The sequence below is a fragment of the Streptomyces sp. NPDC007929 genome, from assembly GCF_042959065.1.
Lineage (GTDB): Bacteria > Actinomycetota > Actinomycetes > Streptomycetales > Streptomycetaceae > Streptomyces.
The window spans coordinates 381,506-401,766 of sequence record NZ_JBIBKD010000008.1; the positions used below are offsets into that span (position 1 = coordinate 381,506).

21 protein-coding genes are annotated in these 20,261 nt (G+C 70.2%); 6 read left to right on the top strand and 15 right to left on the bottom strand.

Annotated features, from left to right (window positions below):
* Positions 1 to 3: 3 nt before the first annotated feature.
* A complete protein-coding gene (locus ACFZDE_RS27790) occupies positions 4 to 336 on the bottom strand; it encodes an ATP/GTP-binding protein (RefSeq protein WP_390993907.1) in 333 nt (110 codons plus the stop codon).
* A gap of 266 nt (positions 337 to 602) precedes the next feature.
* Here ACFZDE_RS27790 and ACFZDE_RS27795 point away from each other — a divergent pair, with 266 nt between their 5' ends.
* A complete protein-coding gene (locus tag ACFZDE_RS27795; RefSeq protein ID WP_391204265.1) occupies positions 603 to 1,631 on the top strand; it encodes an LLM class flavin-dependent oxidoreductase in 1,029 nt (342 codons plus the stop codon).
* Positions 1,632 to 1,713: 82 nt separating this feature from the next.
* On the opposite strand, the gene ACFZDE_RS27800 is transcribed toward ACFZDE_RS27795, so the two are convergent.
* A complete protein-coding gene (locus ACFZDE_RS27800; RefSeq protein ID WP_003993005.1) occupies positions 1,714 to 2,106 on the bottom strand; it encodes an SCO5389 family protein in 393 nt (130 codons plus the stop codon).
* Positions 2,107 to 2,358: 252 nt separating this feature from the next.
* On the opposite strand from ACFZDE_RS27800, the gene nucS reads away from it, so the two are divergent.
* Positions 2,359 to 3,030, top strand: a complete 672-nt coding sequence (gene nucS, locus ACFZDE_RS27805; protein WP_391204268.1) for an endonuclease NucS — start codon at positions 2,359 to 2,361, stop codon at positions 3,028 to 3,030.
* 70 nt (positions 3,031 to 3,100) lie between these two features.
* Here the strand turns inward: nucS and ACFZDE_RS27810 are convergent, their stop codons facing one another.
* The 3 genes from ACFZDE_RS27810 to ACFZDE_RS27820 all read right to left on the bottom strand — a co-directional run bounded on the left by ACFZDE_RS27810 (position 3,101) and on the right by ACFZDE_RS27820 (position 7,184).
* Positions 3,101 to 5,596 carry an ATP-binding protein gene (locus ACFZDE_RS27810; protein ID WP_391204271.1) on the bottom strand — a complete coding sequence of 832 codons (2,496 nt, stop codon included), beginning with the start codon at positions 5,594 to 5,596 and terminating at the stop codon, positions 3,101 to 3,103.
* A gap of 266 nt (positions 5,597 to 5,862) precedes the next feature.
* On the bottom strand, positions 5,863 to 6,186 hold the full coding sequence (locus ACFZDE_RS27815; RefSeq protein WP_030246483.1) for an STAS domain-containing protein: 324 nt from the start codon (positions 6,184 to 6,186) through the stop codon (positions 5,863 to 5,865).
* 149 nt (positions 6,187 to 6,335) lie between these two features.
* On the bottom strand, positions 6,336 to 7,184 hold the full coding sequence (locus ACFZDE_RS27820; RefSeq protein ID WP_390993904.1) for a 3-hydroxybutyryl-CoA dehydrogenase: 849 nt from the start codon (positions 7,182 to 7,184) through the stop codon (positions 6,336 to 6,338).
* Between the two features lie 265 nt (positions 7,185 to 7,449).
* Here ACFZDE_RS27820 and ACFZDE_RS27825 point away from each other — a divergent pair, with 265 nt between their 5' ends.
* Entirely contained in the window at positions 7,450 to 8,022 is a 573-nt protein-coding gene (locus tag ACFZDE_RS27825) for a cob(I)yrinic acid a,c-diamide adenosyltransferase (RefSeq protein ID WP_390993903.1), read from the top strand.
* Positions 8,023 to 8,050: 28 nt separating this feature from the next.
* On the opposite strand, the gene ACFZDE_RS27830 is transcribed toward ACFZDE_RS27825, so the two are convergent.
* Entirely contained in the window at positions 8,051 to 8,632 is a 582-nt protein-coding gene (locus tag ACFZDE_RS27830) for a hypothetical protein (protein WP_390993902.1), read from the bottom strand.
* Positions 8,633 to 8,784: 152 nt separating this feature from the next.
* Here ACFZDE_RS27830 and ACFZDE_RS27835 point away from each other — a divergent pair, with 152 nt between their 5' ends.
* The 3 genes from ACFZDE_RS27835 (at position 8,785) to ACFZDE_RS27845 (ending at position 12,554) form a co-directional block, all read left to right on the top strand.
* Positions 8,785 to 9,969 (top strand): histidine kinase, encoded by a 1,185-nt coding sequence (locus ACFZDE_RS27835; RefSeq protein WP_391204274.1) that lies wholly within the window; start codon positions 8,785 to 8,787, stop codon positions 9,967 to 9,969.
* Complete coding sequence (locus ACFZDE_RS27840) at positions 9,966 to 10,607, top strand: response regulator (RefSeq protein WP_390993900.1); 642 nt, start codon at positions 9,966 to 9,968, stop codon at positions 10,605 to 10,607. Before ACFZDE_RS27835 ends, ACFZDE_RS27840 begins: the two co-directional genes overlap by 4 nt.
* A gap of 123 nt (positions 10,608 to 10,730) precedes the next feature.
* A complete protein-coding gene (locus tag ACFZDE_RS27845; RefSeq protein WP_391204277.1) occupies positions 10,731 to 12,554 on the top strand; it encodes a glycosyl hydrolase family 18 protein in 1,824 nt (607 codons plus the stop codon).
* A 14-nt stretch (positions 12,555 to 12,568) separates the two neighbouring features.
* On the opposite strand, the gene ACFZDE_RS27850 is transcribed toward ACFZDE_RS27845, so the two are convergent.
* The 9 genes from ACFZDE_RS27850 to atpB form a co-directional block, all read right to left on the bottom strand.
* Complete coding sequence (locus tag ACFZDE_RS27850) at positions 12,569 to 13,015, bottom strand: DUF2550 domain-containing protein (protein WP_221756778.1); 447 nt, start codon at positions 13,013 to 13,015, stop codon at positions 12,569 to 12,571.
* A gap of 130 nt (positions 13,016 to 13,145) precedes the next feature.
* Positions 13,146 to 13,523, bottom strand: a complete 378-nt coding sequence (locus ACFZDE_RS27855) for a F0F1 ATP synthase subunit epsilon (RefSeq protein WP_033312984.1) — start codon at positions 13,521 to 13,523, stop codon at positions 13,146 to 13,148.
* Positions 13,524 to 13,634: 111 nt separating this feature from the next.
* On the bottom strand, positions 13,635 to 15,071 hold the full coding sequence (gene atpD, locus ACFZDE_RS27860; protein WP_390993898.1) for a F0F1 ATP synthase subunit beta: 1,437 nt from the start codon (positions 15,069 to 15,071) through the stop codon (positions 13,635 to 13,637).
* Positions 15,072 to 15,989 carry a F0F1 ATP synthase subunit gamma gene (locus ACFZDE_RS27865; protein ID WP_390993897.1) on the bottom strand — a complete coding sequence of 306 codons (918 nt, stop codon included), beginning with the start codon at positions 15,987 to 15,989 and terminating at the stop codon, positions 15,072 to 15,074. It lies immediately after the preceding gene.
* Positions 15,990 to 16,009: 20 nt separating this feature from the next.
* Positions 16,010 to 17,599: a F0F1 ATP synthase subunit alpha gene (gene atpA / locus ACFZDE_RS27870; RefSeq protein WP_381431429.1), complete on the bottom strand. Its 1,590-nt coding sequence runs from the start codon at positions 17,597 to 17,599 to the stop codon at positions 16,010 to 16,012.
* A 122-nt stretch (positions 17,600 to 17,721) separates the two neighbouring features.
* On the bottom strand, positions 17,722 to 18,537 hold the full coding sequence (locus tag ACFZDE_RS27875; protein ID WP_390993896.1) for a F0F1 ATP synthase subunit delta: 816 nt from the start codon (positions 18,535 to 18,537) through the stop codon (positions 17,722 to 17,724).
* Positions 18,534 to 19,082, bottom strand: coding sequence for a F0F1 ATP synthase subunit B (locus ACFZDE_RS27880; RefSeq protein ID WP_390993895.1), 549 nt, complete (start codon positions 19,080 to 19,082; stop codon positions 18,534 to 18,536). Before ACFZDE_RS27880 ends, ACFZDE_RS27875 begins: the two co-directional genes overlap by 4 nt.
* A 39-nt stretch (positions 19,083 to 19,121) precedes the next feature.
* The gene (locus ACFZDE_RS27885) at positions 19,122 to 19,358 is read right to left on the bottom strand and encodes an ATP synthase subunit C (protein WP_010040161.1); all 237 of its coding nucleotides are present in this window, start codon (positions 19,356 to 19,358) and stop codon (positions 19,122 to 19,124) included.
* A 78-nt stretch (positions 19,359 to 19,436) separates the two neighbouring features.
* Positions 19,437 to 20,204 carry a F0F1 ATP synthase subunit A gene (gene atpB / locus ACFZDE_RS27890; RefSeq protein ID WP_390993963.1) on the bottom strand — a complete coding sequence of 256 codons (768 nt, stop codon included), beginning with the start codon at positions 20,202 to 20,204 and terminating at the stop codon, positions 19,437 to 19,439.
* Positions 20,205 to 20,261 lie beyond the last annotated feature (57 nt).

The window sequence follows — 20,261 nt, forward strand, 5'->3', positions numbered from 1 at the left end:
CGCTCAGAACTTCGGCGCGTTACGGGACCGCTGCACCCCCGGGGTGCGGCGGTCCCGCGCGTTCCAGCAGGCCTTGTGCCAGTGTCTGCGGTCGTCGACGCCCGTGTGCTCGGCCCAGGCCACCACGTGCGGCACCCCGTCCGGGATCAGCTGGTCGCAGCCGGGGCAGCGGTACGACTTGCCCTGCGCGCTCGCGCCGGCCACGTGCCGCACGCTCCAGTTCTCACCCTGCCAGTTCTCCGAGGACTGCCAGCCGCCGTAACGACCGGGGCGCTCGTCCTGCGCGCTCCGGCCGGAGAAAGCGGCGCCCTTGGCTCGGTTGCGACGCGGGGACACGGGACACCTCTCGGGGCTATACAGGAAGCACGGGCCGCGTCCAGCCTACGCGGCGCGCACCGGGGTACGCGTACGGCGCCGAGCGCGCCGGGCCCCTCGCGGACGCGACGGGCTCACCCCCGGGTGCACTCCCCCGGGCCCCCGGCGGAACGCCCCATTCTGCAGACAATCCGCAAAATACTCCGCCCGGCCGTGTCCTCGGCACGTGTCAGACGGTTATGCGGTGTGGGGGAGCTCCGTGTCGGAGCCAAGGAAGCAGGAAAGCAATGCGCGTTGGAAGTTTCGTGTTGGCGGCCCAGTTCCCCGGCCAGGGTGAGGGAGAGGCGCTGCACCGCGCGGTCCGCTCGGCCGAGGTGGCCGAGGAGGCCGGGCTCGACACGGTCTGGCTGGCCGAGCACCACTTCGTGCCGTACGGCACGTGCCCGTCCGCCATCACCCTGGCCGCCTTACTGCTGGGCCGCACCCGCCGCGTCCGGGTCGGCACGGCGGTCAGTGTGCTGCCCACCGTCCACCCGGTGGCGCTGGGCGAACAGGCCGCGCTGCTGCACCACACGAGCGGCGGGCGGTTCACGCTCGGTGTCGGGCGCGGCGGCCCCTGGGTCGACCTGGAGGTGTTCGGCGCGGGTCTGGAGGCGTACGAGAAGGGGTTCCCGGAGTCGCTGGAGCTTCTGGTGCGGTGGCTGCGCGAGGCGTCCGTGGCCGCCGACGGGGAGCGCTTCCGCTTCCGTGAAGTCCCGGTGGTGCCGCGGCCGTCGGAGGCGCTGTCGGAGGTCGCGGGGCCCGAGGTCGTCGTGGCCTGCACCTCGCCGTCGAGCGTGCGGCTCGCCGCCGAGCGGGGCCTGTCGATGCTGCTCGGGATGCACGTGGGGGACGAGGAGAAGGCCGAGATGGTCGCGCTGTGGCGGCGGCACGCGCGGGCCTGCGGCCGGTCGCCGGAGGAGATCCGGGGCGCGTCCCATGTCTCGGCCGGGGTCTGCCAGATCGCGGACCGGCGGGCCGACGCGGCGGAGACGCTGATGAAGGCGATGCCGGGCTGGCTGAAGCAGGGCCTGGAGGCGCATGTCACGGTCGACGGGCGCACGCGCCGGATGCGCGACCCGCTCGCCTACACCGAACTGCTCTGCGGGCTGCACCCGGTGGGCACGCCGCGGCTGTGCGCGGACCGACTGGCGGCGACCAGCGAGCGGACGGGCATCTCCCGCTTCGCGCTGCTCGTGGAGGGCTCCGGGGACCTGGCGGCGACCGAGGAGAACGTGCGGCGGCTGGGCGCCGAGGTGCTCCCCCAACTCGTCTGAGAGCGCGGTGGATTCCTGGGGCTTGCCGCTCCGGTACAGAACTGCACCTCCCGCGTACGGAGCGGCAAGCAGTGGCGCCGCGTCAGCAGTCCCGGAACTCGGGTGACTGGTTCAGCACCTGACTGCGGACCGAGGTGAAGCGGTCCAGCTTCTCGTCGACCGAGGAGTCAAGCGGGAACACGGCCACCCGGTGGCAGTTCTGGAAAGCCAGGCGCACACCGAAGTGCCGTTGCAGCGCGCCGCGTATCGCGTCACTCGCAAGCGCACGCAGCAGCTGACCGCGTGCCTGCTCGTCCGGCGGGGGCGTCTGGTTGTCGGCGAACGCACCGCCGTCCACCTTCAGCTGGGCCACCAGTGAGCTGATCATCTCCCACGCATAGGGCAGGGAGGTCCGGACGCAGTCGACGAATTCCGCTTCGTCGACCTCGCCTCGCTCGGCCTGTTCGAGTAGGGCCGGTGAGACGTCGAGCGACATGAGTTCTCCTCTCGCACCCCCGACGAGCAGGGGTTGCCGGACAGATAAGGGAGTTCGCGACGCCGGACACGCTGCGTACACGCACCGCGACCTCCCGTTCATACGGTAAGCAACGTACGGTGACCGCACCAGGAAAATGCGCAGATGAGACACTCCCAGTGAGCACATCGTGCACACAATCGGCCATTACCGAACGCGTGTTTTCCAGGGCGAATCGCGTGGACAGGTGCCCGTCGAGTAGCGTTGCCGACCATGCGTCTCGTCATTGCCCGCTGCTCCGTGGACTACGCCGGGCGGCTCACCGCCCACCTTCCCTCGGCCCCGCGCCTGATCCTGGTGAAGGCGGACGGCAGCGTCTCGATCCACGCCGACGACCGGGCCTACAAGCCTCTGAACTGGATGTCGCCGCCCTGCACGTTGAAGGAGGGCACCGGCGAGGAGGAGGGCGTCTGGACCGTCGTCAACAAGGCGGGCGAGAAGCTCATCATCACGATGGAGGAAGTCCTCCACGACTCCTCGCACGAACTGGGGGTCGATCCCGGCCTGATCAAGGACGGCGTGGAAGCGCACCTTCAGGCGCTGCTCGCCGACCGCATCGAGACACTCGGCGACGGCTACACGCTGATCCGCCGCGAGTACCCGACGGCCATCGGACCGGTCGACATCCTGTGCCGGGACGCCGACGGCAAGACCGTCGCGGTGGAGATCAAGCGGCGCGGTGAGATCGACGGCGTGGAGCAGCTCACGCGCTATCTGGAGCTGCTGAACCGCGATCCCCATCTCGCCCCGGTGCGCGGCGTCTTCGCGGCCCAGGAGATCAAGCCCCAGGCCCGCGTCCTGGCGACGGACCGCGGCATCGGCTGCCAGGTCCTCGACTACGACGCACTGCGGGGCATCGAGGACGACAAGCTGCGACTGTTCTGACCGTCCCCCTCCAACGGCGAACAGGGCCGGGTCCGCTGGGCGGATCCGGCCCTGTTCGTGTGTGCGGGCGTCAGATCACCGTCTCCGCGCCGCTCGGCGTGCCGCTGCTGCTCTGCGGCGCGCTCGCCGAGGTGCTCGTCGGAGCGCTGGGCGCCGGGCCGCTGGCCGAGTCGGAGGTGGACGGATCGGTCGTCGGCGGTTCCGAGGTGGGCGGCTCGGAGGTGGGCGGTTCCGAGGTGGGCGGCTCGGACGTCGGCGGCTTCGACGTCGGCGGCTTGGACGTGGGGGGCTTCGACGTCGGCGGCTTGGACGTGGGCGGCTTCGAGCTCGACGGCGGCTTCGACGGCGACGGCGCATCGCTCGGTTCCCGTGAGCCGCTCGGCGAGCCCGTGGGTGTCGGGTCGTCCGAGGTGCCGAGGGTGCCGTCGGGGCCCGGGTCCGTCGGCCGGGGGGCCGCCTCGCCGTTGTCCCCGTCGCCCTCGTTCGCGGGCCGGTCGGCGCCGAGGCTGCCGTCGTTGACGCCCTGGCTGGCGGAGGGGTTCACGCCGACCTGCTCGGACGGTGAGTTCGGGTCGTTGTCGGAGGTGGCGCCGAGCGTCACCACCGTGCCCAGGACGGCCACGAGCAGGGCACCCGCACCGGCCGCCACGAGGTTGCGCCGGGCCAGGCCCTTGAGGCCGCCGCGGGCCCCCCGCGAGGGCGCGGACGAGCCGCGGTGGGTGACCAGGGTCGGGGACGCCGGCTTCTGGAGCGTCGGGAAGGCCGCCGGAACACCGCCGGGCGGGGACGCCGACTCCTCGTCACGGGTGTCGGGCACCTCCTCCCCCGCGGTCGGCCCGAGCCCGAGGGGTGTGCCCGAGCGGTCGGCGACCAGGGCGAGAGCGCGACGCCCGGCGACGGTGCCGCGCTTGTCGGCGAGGGCGCCGCGCAGGCCGATGGAGGCCTCCAGTTCGGCACGGGCCCGGTCGAGCCGGCCCTCGCACAGGGCGAGAACGCCGAGCTCGTGGTGGAAGTAGGCCTCCTCGCCGACGTCACCGGCGAGCCGGGCGGCCTCGGCGCCGGAGCGCAGGGCCCGCTCCCAGGCGCTCCAGTGCAGTCCGGCGGCGAACGCGGGGGCGGCGGTGCGGGCCAGGTGGACGGCCGCGCTCTCCTCGCCCTCGGCGGGCGGACGGGTGGTGGGGCCGAGGAGGGCCAGGGCGGCGATGACCGCGTCGGCCTCGGCGCACACCCGCTCGGGGGTGACCGAGGGGTGCCCGGCCCACCAGGAGTAGTGCTGGGCGGCGCTGCGGGCACCGGCCTCGGCCTCGTCGGCGTACCCGGCGGCCTCCAGCTGGGCCGGTACACCGGCCGCGAGGCGGTAGCGGGAGCCGACCGGGGAGACCAGGCCGCAGGCGGCCAGCTCGCCGAGCGCGGCGTCCGCGTGGGTGTCGCCGACCAGGGCGGGCAGATGCGCCTGGTGCGGGACCTCGCCGCCGAGGGCTACGGCGAAGCGCAGGGTGGCGCGGGCGGAGGCGCTCAGCCGGGAGGCGAGCAGCGGCGCGGGGGCGGCGGCCTCGCCGAGCGCGGGCAGCGGTACGTCGTCGCCGAGGTCGTAGGTCTCGGCGGGGTCGGCCGGGGGCGTGTCCTCGAAGACGCCGAACTCGTCGACGGCGCCGGTGCCGGCGCGCAGCCGGTCGCGCTGCCGGAGCAGGGCACCGGCCTGGACGAAGCGCAGCGGCAGGCCCTCGGACTCGAACCAGAGGTCGCCGGCCCAGTTGGACTCGTCCTCGGTGAGGGTCCGGCCGACGGCGTGCTCCAGCAGGTCGAGGCCGGCCGCGCGCTCCAGTCCGCCGAGGAGGACCTCCTCGACGCCGGAGTCGGCGGAGGGGGCGGGCACGTCCGGGGTGGCACCGAGCAGGAAGGCGCACTCGGGGGTGGCCTCCAGCAGCTCGTCGAGCGCGGCGCCGCCGAACTCCAGGTCGTCCACGACGACGACCGCGCCGATCTCCCGTACGTGGGTGAGCAGCTCGTCCCGGTCCGGGCGGTGCAGGGGGGCGCTGTACACCGCGTGGAAAAGGTCGTACAGCAGGTCGCCGACGGTGCGGCCGAAGCCGCTGAGGCGGACGACGCCGTCGGGGGCGAGGTCGGAGCAGTCCTCGGCGACGAGGTCGAGCAGGCGGGTGCGGCCTGAGCCGGGCGCGCCGGTGAGGCGGGTGGAGCGGCCGCGGGCGAGCAGCCGCACCAGCTGCTCGCGCTCGTCCTGGCGGGCCAGCAGCGGCAGGGCGGGCTGCGCGGGGCCGGGCGGGACGGGCGGGCGGGCGGCGCGCTCGGCCTCGGCGCGTTCGGCCGCGGTGAGCTTGACGGGCCGGGCGGGCCGTTCGGCGGGCGGGCAGGCCTCGATCTCGCTGCCGTCGACGGGGTTGACGGTCAGCAGGAAGTCGCCTGCGACGAGCTGCACCGTGCGGGCGAGCGCCGGGGCGTGCTGCGCGAAGTCGGGTGTGAGGGATTCCCTGGGCGGGCGCTGGCGCGGCGCGGAGCCGTCACCGTCATGGCCGTACTCCTCGGGTCCCTGGTTGTCAGGATCCATAGGTCAAGCCCCCAAAAGCGTGTGTGTGCCTGGAAAAGCCCCTCCCGGCCTTGCTGCACACCGCGCTGTCGCTTCTGGTCCGGTCCCGCTCGAAGGGTGTCAAGGCAGCGGGCAGCCGAACCCTAAACCTTCGCACAGTATCTACGACAGTCCGGGGTACCGCGCCGTCCACAACGTCACGGTCTCGTGAGGATTGTGCGCGTCGCACGATTCGACGATGTGCGTCCGGGTCTCCCCGGTCGCACGGCTCACACCCGCGGGAGGCGTCACACGCGGGGCAGGGTCTCCACCCCGATGCCGCCCTCGATCGCCAGGATCCGGTGCAGGCGGGTGGCCACCAGCAGGCGCTGCATCTGCGGTGGTACCCCGCGCAGCACCAGGCGCCGGCCGCAGCGGCCGGCCCGCCGGTGGGCCCCCATGATCACGCCGAGACCGGTGGCGTCCCAGGAGTCCAGTTCGGACAGGTCCAGCACGAGGTCTCCGACTCCGTCGTCGACGGCCGAGTGCAGGACCGTACGGGCGTCCGCCGCGCTCCGGACGTCGAGGCGGCCCCCGACGACCAGCTCGGCGTGGTCGCCCCTGATGTACATATGCGCTCCCCGTGCGTGCGAATCGTGCTCCGCGTTCTGATGTGGGTGATGCAACCTCTGACTGTGTGGAGGTGTCAGAGGTTGCTTCTTGTAAGCGAACCGATACCGAATTCACCCTGCCGTGTGATGGGCCCGGGGCATGTGCGGTTTCAGTGCTTGTAGAAGCCCTGCCCGCTCTTGCGTCCGATGTCACCGGCGTCAACCATCCGGCGCATCGACTCGGGGGCCGCGAACTTCTCGTCCTGGGACTCGGTGTAGATGTTGTTCGTGGCGTGCAGCAGGATGTCGACGCCGGTCAGGTCCGCCGTCGCCAGCGGGCCCATGGCGTGACCGAAGCCCAGCTTGCATGCGAGGTCGATGTCCTCGGCGCTGGCCACGCCCGACTCCTGCAGCTTCGCGGCCTCGACGACCAGGGCGCAGATGAGACGGGTCGTCACGAAGCCGGCGACGTCACGGTTGACGACGATGCAGGTCTTGCCGACCGACTCGGCGAACTCCCGGGCCGTGGCGAGGGTTTCGTCGCTGGTCTTGTAGCCGCGGACGAGTTCGCACAGCTGCATCATCGGCACCGGCGAGAAGAAGTGCGTGCCGACGACCCGCTCGGGGCGCTCCGTCGCCGCCGCGATCTTGGTGATCGGGATGGCGGAGGTGTTGGAGGCGAGGACCGCGTCGTCCTTGACGATCTTGTCGAGCGCACGGAAGATCTCGTGCTTGACCTCGAGCTTCTCGAAGACCGCCTCGACGACGACGTCCGCGTCGGCCGCGGCGTCCAGGTCGGTGGTGGCGGTGATGCGGGCGAGGGCGGCGTCGGCGTCGTGCGCCTCCAGCTTGCCCTTGGCGACGAACTTGTCGTACGACGCCTTGATGCCGTCGGTGCCTCGCGTCAGTGCCTCGTCGGTGACGTCCCGCAGGACCACGTCCCAGCCCGCCTGAGCGGAGACCTGGGCGATGCCGGATCCCATGAGGCCGGCTCCGATGACGGCGAGCTTCCGTGCCACTGTGCGACTCCCCTGACGCGCTGCTTATGTCTGCTTCTCGGCCGGACACTAGCGCTCGTGAGGGGCTGTGTGACCGGTAAGTAATGCGCGTCACGTCTCAGATGACGGACATCACACCAGGAGGGGTCACGCGGCGCCTCGTACGGCGTAGTTGAGCACCTTCTCGCTCTGTACGGCGCCCTGGTGGCCGTCGGACCCGCGGCGCTGTCCGTGACAGTGGGCACACGCGTGTTCCGAACCGCGTGAGCGTCACTACGCTGGCCTCATGGTCAATCTGACGCGCATCTACACCAGGACCGGCGACCAGGGCACCACCGCCCTCGGCGACATGAGCCGGACCGCCAAGACCGACCTGCGGATCTCCGCGTACGCCGACGCCAACGAGGCGAACGCGGTGATCGGCACGGCGATCGCGCTGGGCGGATTGGACGAGGAGATCGTCACGGTCCTCACCCGTGTCCAGAACGACCTGTTCGACGTGGGTGCGGACCTCTCGACGCCGGTGGTGGAGAACCCGGAGTTCCCGCCCCTGCGGGTCGAGCAGTTCTACATCGACAAGCTGGAGGCGGACTGCGACCGCTTCAACGAGCAGCTCGACAAGCTCCGCTCCTTCATCCTCCCCGGCGGCACCCCCGGCGCGGCCCTGCTGCACCAGGCCTGCACGGTCGTACGCCGGGCGGAGCGCTCGACGTGGGCGGCGCTGGAGGTCCACGCCGAGGTGATGAACCCCCTGACGGCGACCTACCTCAACCGCCTGTCCGACCTCCTGTTCATCCTCGCGAGGACGGCGAACAAGGAGGTCGGAGACGTGCTGTGGGTGCCGGGCGGAGAGCGCTAGCCTTCCACCAGGTTCTGCCGGGGCTTGCTCATGAGTGCGTCCCTTCCTTCGAGGTGGTGACCGCCTGCGGCTCCCCCGCGGGAGCTTTGCGCGGCCAGATCCAGTACGTCAGCGCGACCAGCCCGTGGATCCCGGCCGCGCGCCAGGCCACGTAGCGCCAGCTCTCCAGGGAGGTGACGCGGCTCGGGTCGTCGACGTACCAGATGGCCAGCTGGAGCAGCACGGTCGCGACGACGGCGCCGGTCACCGTGCCCAGCCACACCTGGCCCTCGTGGCGGGCCCGGGCCATGCCGTAGCGGGGCGGGCCGACGGGCTTCGGGGCGCCGCCCAGCCGGTGCGCGGCGTGGCCGTCGAGCCACTTCACCGTGCGGTGGCCGTGCCCGACGGTGTAGCCGATGTACAGCGCGGCCAGGCCGTGCGTCCAGTTCGGCTCCGCGCCGCTTCTCAGGTCCACGGCCGTGGCCACCAGCAGGACGACCTCCAGCAGCGGCTCGCACAGCAGCAGGCCCAGTCCAAGGCGCGGCATCCGCAGCAGGTAGCGGGCGCCCAGCCCGGCCGCCAGCAGCACCCAGAAGCCGATCTCGCAGGCTGCGATCAATGCGACGATCACGGTTCGCTCCTCTCGGTCACCTCTTCAGGCTCCCGTGCGGCGCGCCCGGAATTGTCGTCGTGACTGACGAACCCGCAGTACATCGAAGGATGCAGCCGGGGACCCTCCGCGGGGATCACGCGCGGGGCACGACAGGCGTGTTGGATGGTCACATGCCGGTACGACTCCCCCGCCCCCGCCGCTTCGACGTCCACGTCGCCGTGGGCGGCCTGCTCGGCGGGCTGCTGCTGTGGGGCGTCGGCCTGGCCACCCGGCCGCACACCGAGGTGTACGTACTGCTGCCGGGGCGCTGGCCGGTGCTGCTGCCGCTCGTCGTCATGGCGGGCTGCGAGCTGCTGCGCCGCACCGCTCCGCGCACCGGCCTGCTGATCGGCACGGCCGCGATCGTCCTGGACCTCCTGACCCAGGGCAACCTGGTCACGCTCCTGATGTACACCGACCTGATGTACGCGGCCGTGCTGTACGGCCCGCCCGCCTCCGCCCACCGCATCCCGCGGATCACCGGGCTGCTCACGGTCGCCGCGGCGGTGGTGCCGTTCGCGCTCTGGCGTGAGCCCGAGGCACTGCTGATCGGTGTGGTCACCGGCCTGGTCGCCTTCGGCCCGGCCGCTACCGGACTGATCGTCCGCAATCACCGTGACGCCGCGGTGGCGGCCCGGCTGCGCGCCGAACAGACCGCGCTGCTCGCCGAGATGGACCGCACCCAGGCCGTCACCGCCGAACGGGCCCGGATGGCGCGCGAGCTGCACGACATGGTCGCCAACCACCTGTCCGCGATCGCCATCCACTCCACCGCCGCCCTCTCCCTGGAGGATCCCAAGACCTCGCAGGACGCGCTGGTGGTCATCCGGGAGAACAGCGTGGCGGGGCTCGCGGAGATGCGGCGGCTGATCGGCATCCTGCGGGACTCCAGCGGCGACACCGAGCCCGTCGCCGCGCCCACCCTCGACGGACTGGGCGCCCTGGTCGACAGCGCCCGCGCCAACGGCCTCGACGTCACCCTGGAGGCCGAGCGCGGCAGACTACCGGCGCCGGTGGAACTCGCCGCCTACCGGATCGTCCAGGAGTCCCTCACCAACGCCCTCAAGCACGCCGGTCCCGGCCGGGTCGCCGTGACCCTGGCCCGGCGGGACGGGCTGCTGACCGTGGCGGTGACCAGCCCTTACGGTGACCGGGACGGACCCACCGCCCCCGGCTCCGGCGCGGGGCTCGTCGGCATGCGGGAGCGCGCCGCGCTGCTGGACGGCAGGTTCGAGGCCGGCCCCGAGGACTCGCCGGACGGCAAGATCTGGGCCGTACGCGCGACCCTGCCCGTGACCGAAGGAGAACCCGAATGATCCGCGTCCTGGTCGCCGAGGACCAGTCCGCCGTCCGCGCAGGCCTGGTCCTCATCCTGCGCAGCGCACCCGACATCGAGGTGGTGGGCGAGGCGGCGGACGGTGAGCAGGCGGTGGCGCTGGCCCGGGAGCTGCGTCCGGACCTGGTGCTGATGGACGTCCAGATGCCTCGCCTGGACGGGGTGTCGGCGACCCGGCAGGTCGTGGAGGAAGGGCTCGCCGACGTGCTGGTGCTGACCACGTTCGATCTGGACGAGTACGTCTTCGGGGCGCTGCGTGCGGGTGCCTCCGGCTTCCTGCTCAAGAACACCGAGGCCAAGAAGCTGCTGGAGGCCGTCCGGACGGTCGCGCGCGGGGAAGGGCTGATCTCGCCGGCGGTCACCCGGCGGCTGATCGCGGAGTTCGCCGCGAAGCCGGCCCGCGAGCCGGCGGCCGACGCGTCCGTGCTGGAGCGGCTCACCCGACGTGAGCGCGAGGTGCTGTCGTGCCTGGGCCAGGGCCTGTCCAACGCGGGGATCGCGGAGCGGCTGGACATGGCCGAGGCGACCGTGAAGACCCATGTCAGCCGGTTGCTGGGGAAGCTGGAGCTGCGCAGTCGCGTGCAAGCGGCGGTGCTGGCTCAGGAGTTGGGGATCTGAACCGATCCCGGGCGTAGTGGTCCAGACCTATTGACCGGTGGTCCAGACCTTTCTATTCTCACCGCACCATGAGTGGGCGTGAGGCTCAGTCACGCCCCCACAACTCCATCAAGGAGGCGCAGCATGCGCTTCAGACACAGAGCCGCGGCAGGGTTCGCGACGCTGTTGCTCCCGCTGGCCGGCCTCGTCGGCCTGGCGAGCCCGGCCCAGGCCGCGACGTCCGCCACCGCTTCCTACGCCAAGACCCAGGACTGGGGCTCCGGCTTCGAGGGCAAGTGGACGGTGAAGAACACCGGCACCACGGCCCTCAGTTCCTGGACCGTCGAGTGGGACTTCCCCTCCGGCACCTCCGTCACCTCCGCCTGGGACGCCGACGTCACCTCCTCCGGCACCCACTGGACCGCGAAGAACAAGTCCTGGAACGGCACCCTCGCCCCCGGCGCCTCCATCTCCTTCGGCTTCAACGGCAGCGGCACCGGCTCGCCCACGAACTGCAAGCTCAACGGCGGAAGTTGCGACGGCGGCAGCACCGAGCCCGGCGACAGCGCGCCGAGCGCCCCGGGCACCCCGACCGCCTCGGACATCACCGACACCTCGGTGAAGCTGTCCTGGTCCGCCGCCACCGACGACAAGGGCGTCAAGAACTACGACGTCCTGCGCGACGGCAGCAAGGTCGCCACCGTGACGGGCACCTCGTACACCAGCACCGGCCTCACCGCGGGCACCGACTACTCCTACTCCGTCCAGGCCCGCGACACCGCCGACCAGACCGGCCCGGTCAGCGGCGCCGTCCGGGTCCGCACCACCGGCGGCACCACCGAGCCGCCCACCGGCGACAAGGTCAAGCTCGGCTACTTCACCGAGTGGGGCGTCTACGGCCGCAACTACCACGTCAAGAACCTGGTCACCTCGGGCACGGCGTCGAAGATCACGCACATCAACTACGCCTTCGGCAACGTCAAGAACGGCCAGTGCACCGTCGACGACACCTACGCCGCCTACGACAAGGCCTACCCGGCCGACCAGTCCGTCAGCGGCCAGGCCGACACCTGGGACCAGCCGCTGCGGGGCAACTTCAACCAGCTGCGCCAGCTGAAGGCCAAGTACCCGCACATCAAGGTGCTGTACTCCTTCGGCGGCTGGACCTACTCCGGCGGCTTCGGCCAGGCGGCGCAGAACGCGGCCGCGTTCGCCAAGTCCTGCAAGGCCGTCGTCGAGGACCCGCGCTGGGCCGACGTCTTCGACGGCATCGACATCGACTGGGAGTACCCGAACGCCTGCGGCCTGACCTGTGACACATCCGGTCCGGCGGCCTTCAAGAACCTCTCCCAGGCCCTGCGCACCGAGTTCGGCCCGAACTACCTGGTGACCGCGGCCATCACCGCCGACGGCTCCTCCGGCGGCAAGATCGACGCGGCCGACTACGGCGGCGCCGCCCAGTACCTCGACTGGTACAACGTGATGACGTACGACTACTTCGGCGCCTTCGACAAGGACGGCCCGACCGCCCCGCACTCCCCGCTCACGTCCTACCCGGGGATCCCGCAGGACGGCTTCAACTCGGCCGCCGCGATCGCCAAGCTGAAGGCGAAGGGCGTCCCCGCGAAGAAGCTGCTGCTCGGCATCGGCTTCTACGGCCGCGGCTGGACCGGCGTCACCCAGTCCGCCCCGGGCGGAGCGGCCACGGGCGCGGCTCCGGGCACGTACGAGGCGGGCATCGAGGACTACAAGGTCCTGAAGAACTCCTGCCCGGCCACCGGCACCGTCGCCGGCACCGCGTACGCGCACTGCGGCAGCAACTGGTGGTCCTACGACACCCCGTCGACGATCGCCGGGAAGATGAGCTGGGCCAAGAACCAGGGCCTGGGCGGCGCGTTCTTCTGGGAGTTCAGCGGAGACACCGCGAACGGAGAACTGGCGACGGCCGTCGACAGAGGCCTGTCGTAAACGAATTCGGCGGATTACGCCACGTTGACGCGCTGACCCGGCGGGGCTGCCTCAAGCCACGCGAGGAAACCGGTCAGCGCGTCTTCGCTCATCGCGAGTTCGAGACGCGTGCCCCGGTGCAGGCAGGCCAGGATCACATGGTCGGACAGGAGCGCCAGCTCCTCCTCGCCCTCCGGGACACGGCGTCCGGCCACCTCGATCGCGGAACGCTCCAGGACGCGACGCGGACGCGGCGAGTACGAGAAGACGCGGTACCACTCGACCCGGTCGCCGTTGTAGCGGGCCACCCCGTACGCCCAGCCCTTGCCGTTGGCGTCACCCTCGGCGGGGGCGTCCCAGCGCAGGCTGGCGTCGAACGTGCCGCCCGAGCGCTGGATCAGCCGGCGGCGCAGGCCGAAGACGAACAGGCCCACCACCACGAGGGCCACCACGATTCCGCACACAGTCAGAGCGAGGACCATCGACACCGACCTCCTCGTCTCCTAGGTAACGGAACGTAAAAATCACCCACATCCACCTCAGCCGCGGCTGGGTCCGGATCTCTCCGGTACCCAGCCGCGGCTGAGTGACGTCATCACACGGCGGACTCGGTCAGCGCGCCGCCGTGGCAGCCCGCAGACGGACGTCCGCGCGGCGCTGGGCCTCCGCGTCGTCCTCCGCCTTCGCGCGCTCGAGCTCCTGCTCCGCGCGCTGGACATCGATCTCGTCCGACAGCTCGGCGACCTCCGCGAGCAGCGAGAGCTTGTCGTCCGCGAACGAGATGAATCCGCCGTGCACAGCGGCGACGACCGTCCCGCCCTCGCTCGTACGGATGGTCACCGGGCCCGACTCCAGCACACCGAGCAGCGGCTGGTGACCGGGCATGACGCCGATGTCGCCGGACGTGGTGCGCGCGACGACCAGGGTGGCCTGGCCGGACCAGACCTCACGGTCGGCCGCGACCAACGCGACGTGCAGCTCAGCAGCCAAGGGTGGCTCCTCGGGTCACCACCCGGCGGGAGTGCCGGGTGTTGGTTACAAGTCTAGTAGGCGTGACAGAGGGGGCGGGACGAACCCCGCCCCCTCCGACGAGCACGGGGCTCAGGAGACGCCGAGCTCCTTGGCGTTCTTCTTCAGGTCCTCAAGACCACCGCACATGAAGAACGCCTGCTCCGGGAAGTGGTCGTACTCGCCGTCGCAGATCGCGTTGAACGCGGCGATCGACTCGTCCAGCGGCACGTCCGAACCGTCCACGCCGGTGAACTGCTTGGCGGCGTGGGTGTTCTGGGACAGGAAGCGCTCCACGCGACGGGCACGGTGGACAACGAGCTTGTCCTCCTCGCCGAGCTCGTCGATACCGAGGATCGCGATGATGTCCTGCAGGTCCTTGTACTTCTGCAGGATGTTCTTCACGCGCATCGCGGCGTTGTAGTGCTCCGCCGTGATGTACCGCGGGTCGAGGATGCGGGACGTCGAGTCCAGCGGGTCCACGGCCGGGTAGATGCCCTTCTCGGAGATCGGACGGGAGAGAACCGTCGTCGCGTCGAGGTGGGCGAAGGTGGTGGCCGGGGCCGGGTCGGTCAGGTCGTCCGCGGGGACGTAGATCGCCTGCATCGAGGTGATCGAGTGACCACGGGTCGAGGTGATGCGCTCCTGGAGGGTGCCCATCTCGTCGGCCAGGTTCGGCTGGTAGCCCACCGCGGAGGGCATACGGCCGAGCAGGGTCGACACCTCGGAACCGGCCTGGGTGAAGCGGAAGATGTTGTCGATGAAGAACAGCACGTCCTGCTTCTGGACGTCACGGAAGTACTCCGCCATCGTCAGGCCGGCCAGGGCCACGCGCAGACGGGTGCCCGGGGGCTCGTCCATCTGGCCGAAGACCAGGGCGGTCTTGTCCAGAACGCCGGACTCTTCCATCTCCGCGATGAGGTCGTTGCCCTCACGGGTGCGCTCGCCGACGCCCGCGAAGACGGAGACGCCCTCGTGGAGGTTGGCGACACGCATGATCATTTCCTGGATCAGCACGGTCTTGCCGACACCGGCACCACCGAACAGACCGATCTTGCCGCCCTTGACGTACGGGGTGAGCAGGTCGACGACCTTCAGGCCCGTCTCGAACATCTCGGTCTTCGACTCGAGCTGGTCGAACGCGGGGGCCTTGCGGTGGATGGACCAGCGCTCGCCCTCGTGGACCTCGTCGCTGTTCAGCACCTCACCGAGGGTGTTGAACACCTTGCCCTTGGTGAAGTCACCGACCGGGACGGTGATGCCCGCACCGGTGTCGGTCACCGGGGCCTGGCGGACCAGGCCGTCGGTGGGCTGCATGGAGATGGCGCGGACCAGGCCGTCACCCAGGTGCTGGGCGACCTCCAGGGTCAGCGTCTTCTTCTCGCCGGCGAGCGCCGGGTCGGCGACCTCGACGTGAAGGGCGTTGTAGATCTCCGGCATCGCGTCGACGGGGAACTCCACGTCGACGACCGGGCCGATGACCCGCGCGACGCGGCCCGTCGCCGTGGCCGTCTCAACAGTGGTGGTCATTTATCGGTCACTCCCCGCGGTCGCGTCGGCCAGGGCGCTCGCGCCACCGACGATCTCGCTGATTTCCTGGGTGATTTCGGCCTGGCGGGCCTGGTTGGCAAGCCGGGTGAGCGTCTCGATGAGCTCTCCGGCGTTGTCGGTGGCCGACTTCATCGCGCGCCGCGTGGCGGCGTGCTTGGAGGCGGCCGACTGGAGCAGCGCGTTGTAGATGCGGCTCTCGACGTAGCGCGGCAGCAGGGCGTCGAGGACGTCCTCCGCCGAGGGCTCGAAGTCGAACAGCGGGAGGATCTCGCCCTTGGGCTTGGCCTCCGCCGCCACCTCATCGAGGCTGAGCGGCAGCAGCCGGGCCTCGATCGCCGTCTGCGTCATCATCGACACGAACTCGGTGTAGACGATGTGGAGCTCGTCCACGCCGCCCTCGGCCGTCTCCGTCTCGATCGCCTCGATCAGCGGGGCCGCGACCTTCTTGGCGTCCGCGTACGACGGCTCATCGGTGAAGCCCGTGAACGTCTCCGCGATCTTGCGCTCGCGGAAGTTGTAGTGGGCGACACCACGGCGGCCGACGATGTAGTTGACGACCTCCTTGCCCTCGGCTTCGAGCTGCGCCGTGAGCTTCTCCGCGGCCTTGATGGCGTTGGAGTTGAAGGCGCCGGCCAGACCGCGGTCGCTCGTGAGGAGCAGGACCGCGGCACGGGTCGGGTTCTCCGGCTCCGTCGTCAGCGGATGCTTGGTGTTGGATCCGCCGGCGACCGCCGTGACCGCGCGGGTGAGCTCGGTCGCATACGGGGTGGAGGCCGCCACCTTGCGCTGCGCCTTGACGACGCGCGAGGCGGCGATCATCTCCATCGCCTTGGTGATCTTCTTGGTCGCGGAGACGGATCGGATGCGACGCTTGTAGACCCGGAGCTGGGCTCCCATGAGTCAGGTCCCTTCCGTCGTCACTTACCGGCAGCCGGGGTGTCCTCGCCGAGCAGCTTGCCGTCGGCGGTCTCGAACTGCTTCTTGAACTCCACGATGGCGTCGGCGACGGCCTGAAGCGTGTCGTCGGACATCTTGCCGCCCTCGCGGATGGAGGTCATCAGGCCCTGCTCCTTGCGGTGCAGGTACTCCAGCAGCTCCTTCTCGAAGCGGCGGATGTCGACGACGGGGACGTCGTCCATCTTGCCGGTGGTGCCGGCCCAGACGGAGACGACCTGGTCCTCGGTGGCCATCGGCTGGTACTGCGCCTGCTTCAGCAGCTCGACCATGCGCTGGCCGCGCTCGAGCTGAGCCTTGGACGCGGCGTCCAGGTCGGAACCGAAGGCGGCGAACGCCTCCAGCTCACGGAACTGGGCGAGGTCCACGCGCAGCCGGCCGGAGACCTGCTTCATCGCCTTGTGCTGGGCGGAACCACCGACGCGGGAGACGGAGATACCGACGTTCAGCGCGGGGCGCTGACCGGCGTTGAACAGGTCCGACTCCAGGAAGCACTGGCCGTCGGTGATGGAGATGACGTTGGTCGGGATGAACGCCGAGACGTCGTTGGCCTTGGTCTCGACGATCGGCAGACCGGTCATCGAGCCGGCACCCATCTCGTCGGAGAGCTTGGCGCAGCGCTCCAGCAGACGGGAGTGCAGGTAGAAGACGTCACCCGGGTAGGCCTCACGGCCCGGCGGGCGGCGCAGCAGCAGCGACACGGCGCGGTAGGCGTCGGCCTGCTTCGACAGGTCGTCGAAGATGATCAGGACGTGCTTGCCCTGGTACATCCAGTGCTGGCCGATGGCCGAACCGGTGTACGGCGCCAGGTACTTGAAGCCGGCCGGGTCGGACGCCGGGGCGGCGACGATGGTCGTGTACTCCAGCGCGCCGGCCTCCTCCAGAGCGCCGCGCACGCCGGCGATGGTGGAGCCCTTCTGGCCGATGGCGACGTAGATGCAGCGGACCTGCTTGTTCGGGTCGCCCGAGCGCCAGTTGTCGCGCTGGTTGATGATCGTGTCGACGGCCAGGGCGGTCTTGCCGGTCTGGCGGTCACCGATGATCAGCTGACGCTGGCCACGGCCGATCGGGGTCATCGCGTCGACGGCCTTGTAGCCCGTCTCCATCGGCTCGTGCACCGACTTGCGGACCATGACGCCCGGAGCCTGCAGCTCCAGGGCGCGGCGGTCCTCGGTCTCGATCTCGCCGAGGCCGTCGATCGGGTTGCCGAGGGGGTCCACCACGCGGCCGAGGTAGCCCTCGCCCACCGCGACGGAGAGAACCTCACCGGTGCGCTGCACCGGCTGCCCCTCCTCGACGCCGCTGAACTCGCCGAGGACGATGGCACCGATCTCGCGCTCCTCGAGGTTGAGGGCGAGGCCGAGGGTGCCGTCCTCGAACTTCAGCAGCTCGTTGGCCATGGTCGAGGGCAGGCCCTCGACCTTCGCGATGCCGTCGCCGGCAAAGGTGACCGTACCGACCTCCTCGCGCGAGGCCGCGTCCGGCTTGTACGCCTGGACGAAGTTCTCCAGCGCGTCCCGGATCTCCTCCGGCCGGATCGTGAGCTCCGCCATCTGGGTTCCCTGCTCTCCTTGTTGGGCCCGAAGTTTCTTGGGGTCTGGGGTTGACCCCCAGGATTCTTCTGCACGGCCCAACCAGGGCCGTAGTAAGTACGTTGTGCCTATTGAGTTGCTGCTCAGCCGGCGAGCCGGCGGCTGGCGTCCTCGATGCGGTCCGCGAGGGAGCCGTTGATGACCTCGTCGCCGACCTGCACCCGGATTCCGCCGAGGACCTCGGGGTCCACGTCCAGGTTGAGGTGCATCGTGCGGCCGTAGAGCTTCGCGAGGGCGGCGCCCAGGCGCTGCTTCTGCGGGTCGCTCAGCGGCACCGCCGAGGTGACGATGGCCACCATGCGGTTCCGGCGCTCGGCGGCGAGCTTGGACAGGGACTCCAGTCCCGACTCCAGGCTACGTCCCCGCGGCGCGGTCACAAGGCGCGTGACCAGACGCTCGGTGGCCGACTGCGCCCGGCCGCCGAGGAGGCTGCGCAGCAGCTCGCTCTTGGCCGAGGTGGTGGCCTTGCGGTCGGTCAGCGCGGCGCGCAGCTCGGTGCTGCCGGAGACGATCCGGCCGAACCGGAACAGCTCGTCCTCGACGTCGTCGAGCTTGCCCGCCTGCTGGGCGGCCGTGAGGTCGGCGGTGTCGGCCAGCTCCTCCAGCGCGTCCACCAGGTCGCGGGACTGCGACCAGCGGGAGCGCACCATTCCGGCCACCAGGTCGGCGGCGGGGCCGCTGACCTGGGTGCCGAGCAGGCGCTGGGCCAGCTCTGCCTTGGCCTCAGCGGCCTGCGCCGGGTCGGTGAGGACCCGACGCAGCGACACCTCGCGGTCGAGCAGCGCGGTGACGGCGGCCAGCTCGTCGGCGAGCGAGGCCGCGTTCACGGACGTCGAGTCCGTCAGCGCGTCGAGACGCTCACGTGCGGCTGCCAGGGCCTCGCGGCTCGCTCCGTTCATCGCCCGGCCTCGGCCTTCTCCTCGAGCTCGTCGAGGAACCGGTCGATCACGCGGCTCTGGCGGGCGTGGTCCTCGAGGGACTCCCCGACGAGCTTGCCGGCCAGGTCGGTGGCGAGCTTGCCGACGTCCTGGCGGAGCGCGGAAGCGGCGGCCTTGCGGTCGGCCTCGATCTGGGAGTGGCCTGCGGCGACGATCTCCTCGCGCTGACGCTGGCCCTCGGCCCGCATCTCGGCGATGAGCGCGGCACCCTGCTCCTGCGCCTCCTGGCGCAGGCGCGCGGCCTCGTGCCGGGCCTCGGCGAGCTGTGCCTTGTACTGCTCAAGGACGCTCTGGGCCTCGACCTTCATGGTCTCGGCCTCTTCGATACCGCCTTCGATCGCCGCGCGGCGCTCCTCCAGAACCTTGTTGATGTTCGGAAGCAGCTTCTTCCAGAAGAAGAAGAACACGATGGCGAAGGCGATGGTGCCGACGAGCAGCTCGGGGCCCGGAGGAACAAGCGGGTTCTGCTTCTCCTCGGCCGCCAGCTGCACCAGGTTGGCGATCACATCAGTGCCTTTCGTCGAAACGTGTCGGTAAGCAGGTAATTACTGACCGAACACGAACGGCATAACGATGCCGATGAGGGCGAGCGCCTCACAGAAGGCGAAGCCCAGGATCTGGTTGGCGCGGATCAGACCGGCGGCCTCGGGCTGACGGGCCAGGGCCTGGGTGCCGTTACCGAAGATGATGCCGACGCCGATGCCGGGGCCGATGGCGGAGAGGCCGTAGCCGATGGAGCCGAGCGAACCGGAGACAGCGGCGAGGGTCTCAGTGGCAGCCATGCTGAATCTTCCTTCTCTTTCACGGACCGGCGGGGGTTGGCCACCGGACGTTCTTTGGATCTTGCGGGGGTGAGGGGCTCAGTGGTGCTCGGCCAGAGCGCCCTGGATGTACGTGCAGGCGAGGAGCACGAAGACGTACGCCTGGACGGCCTGCACGAAAAGCTCGAAGACGATCATGGCCATGGTCATCACGAAGGAGATACCGGCCGCCGGGATCATCCAGCTGTTGAGCAGGTACCAGGAGGCGACGGTGAACATGACCAGCATCAGGTGACCGGCGAACATGTTCGCGAACAGTCGCACCGCGTGCGTGAACGGCCGGACGAGCAGGTTCGAGAAGAACTCGATGACCATCACGAGCGGCAACACCGGGCCGAGCGACTTGTCGTAGCCGGTGATGTTCTTGAAGAACCCGACGAAGCCGTGCCGCTTGAAGGTCAGCGAGACCCAGGTCACATAGACGACCGCGGCGAGGACCGCCGGGTAGGCGATGATCGACGACACCGGGAACTGCGCGAGCGGGATCACGGACCAGATGTTCATGATCCAGATGAAGAAGAACAGCGAGACCATCAGGGGGACGTACTTCTCGCCCTCCTTCTTTCCGAGGGTCTCGTAGACGATGCCGCGGCGGACGAAGTCGTATCCGGCCTCACCGACCATCTGCAGCTTGCCCGGCACCACCTTGGCCTTGCCGAAGGCCGCGTAGAAGAAGCCGATGACGAGGATGGTGGTGATGATGGCGAGCAGCATCACCTTGTTGAACTCGTAGCCTCCAACCGTGGCAATCGGCTTGAAGAGGAACGAGTGCAGGCCCGGTGCCGGAAAACCACACCCGTCGGACATGATCCGACAGCTCCAGTCAAAGGCGAGCTGGGTCTGGTCAGCACTCACCACGGGCTC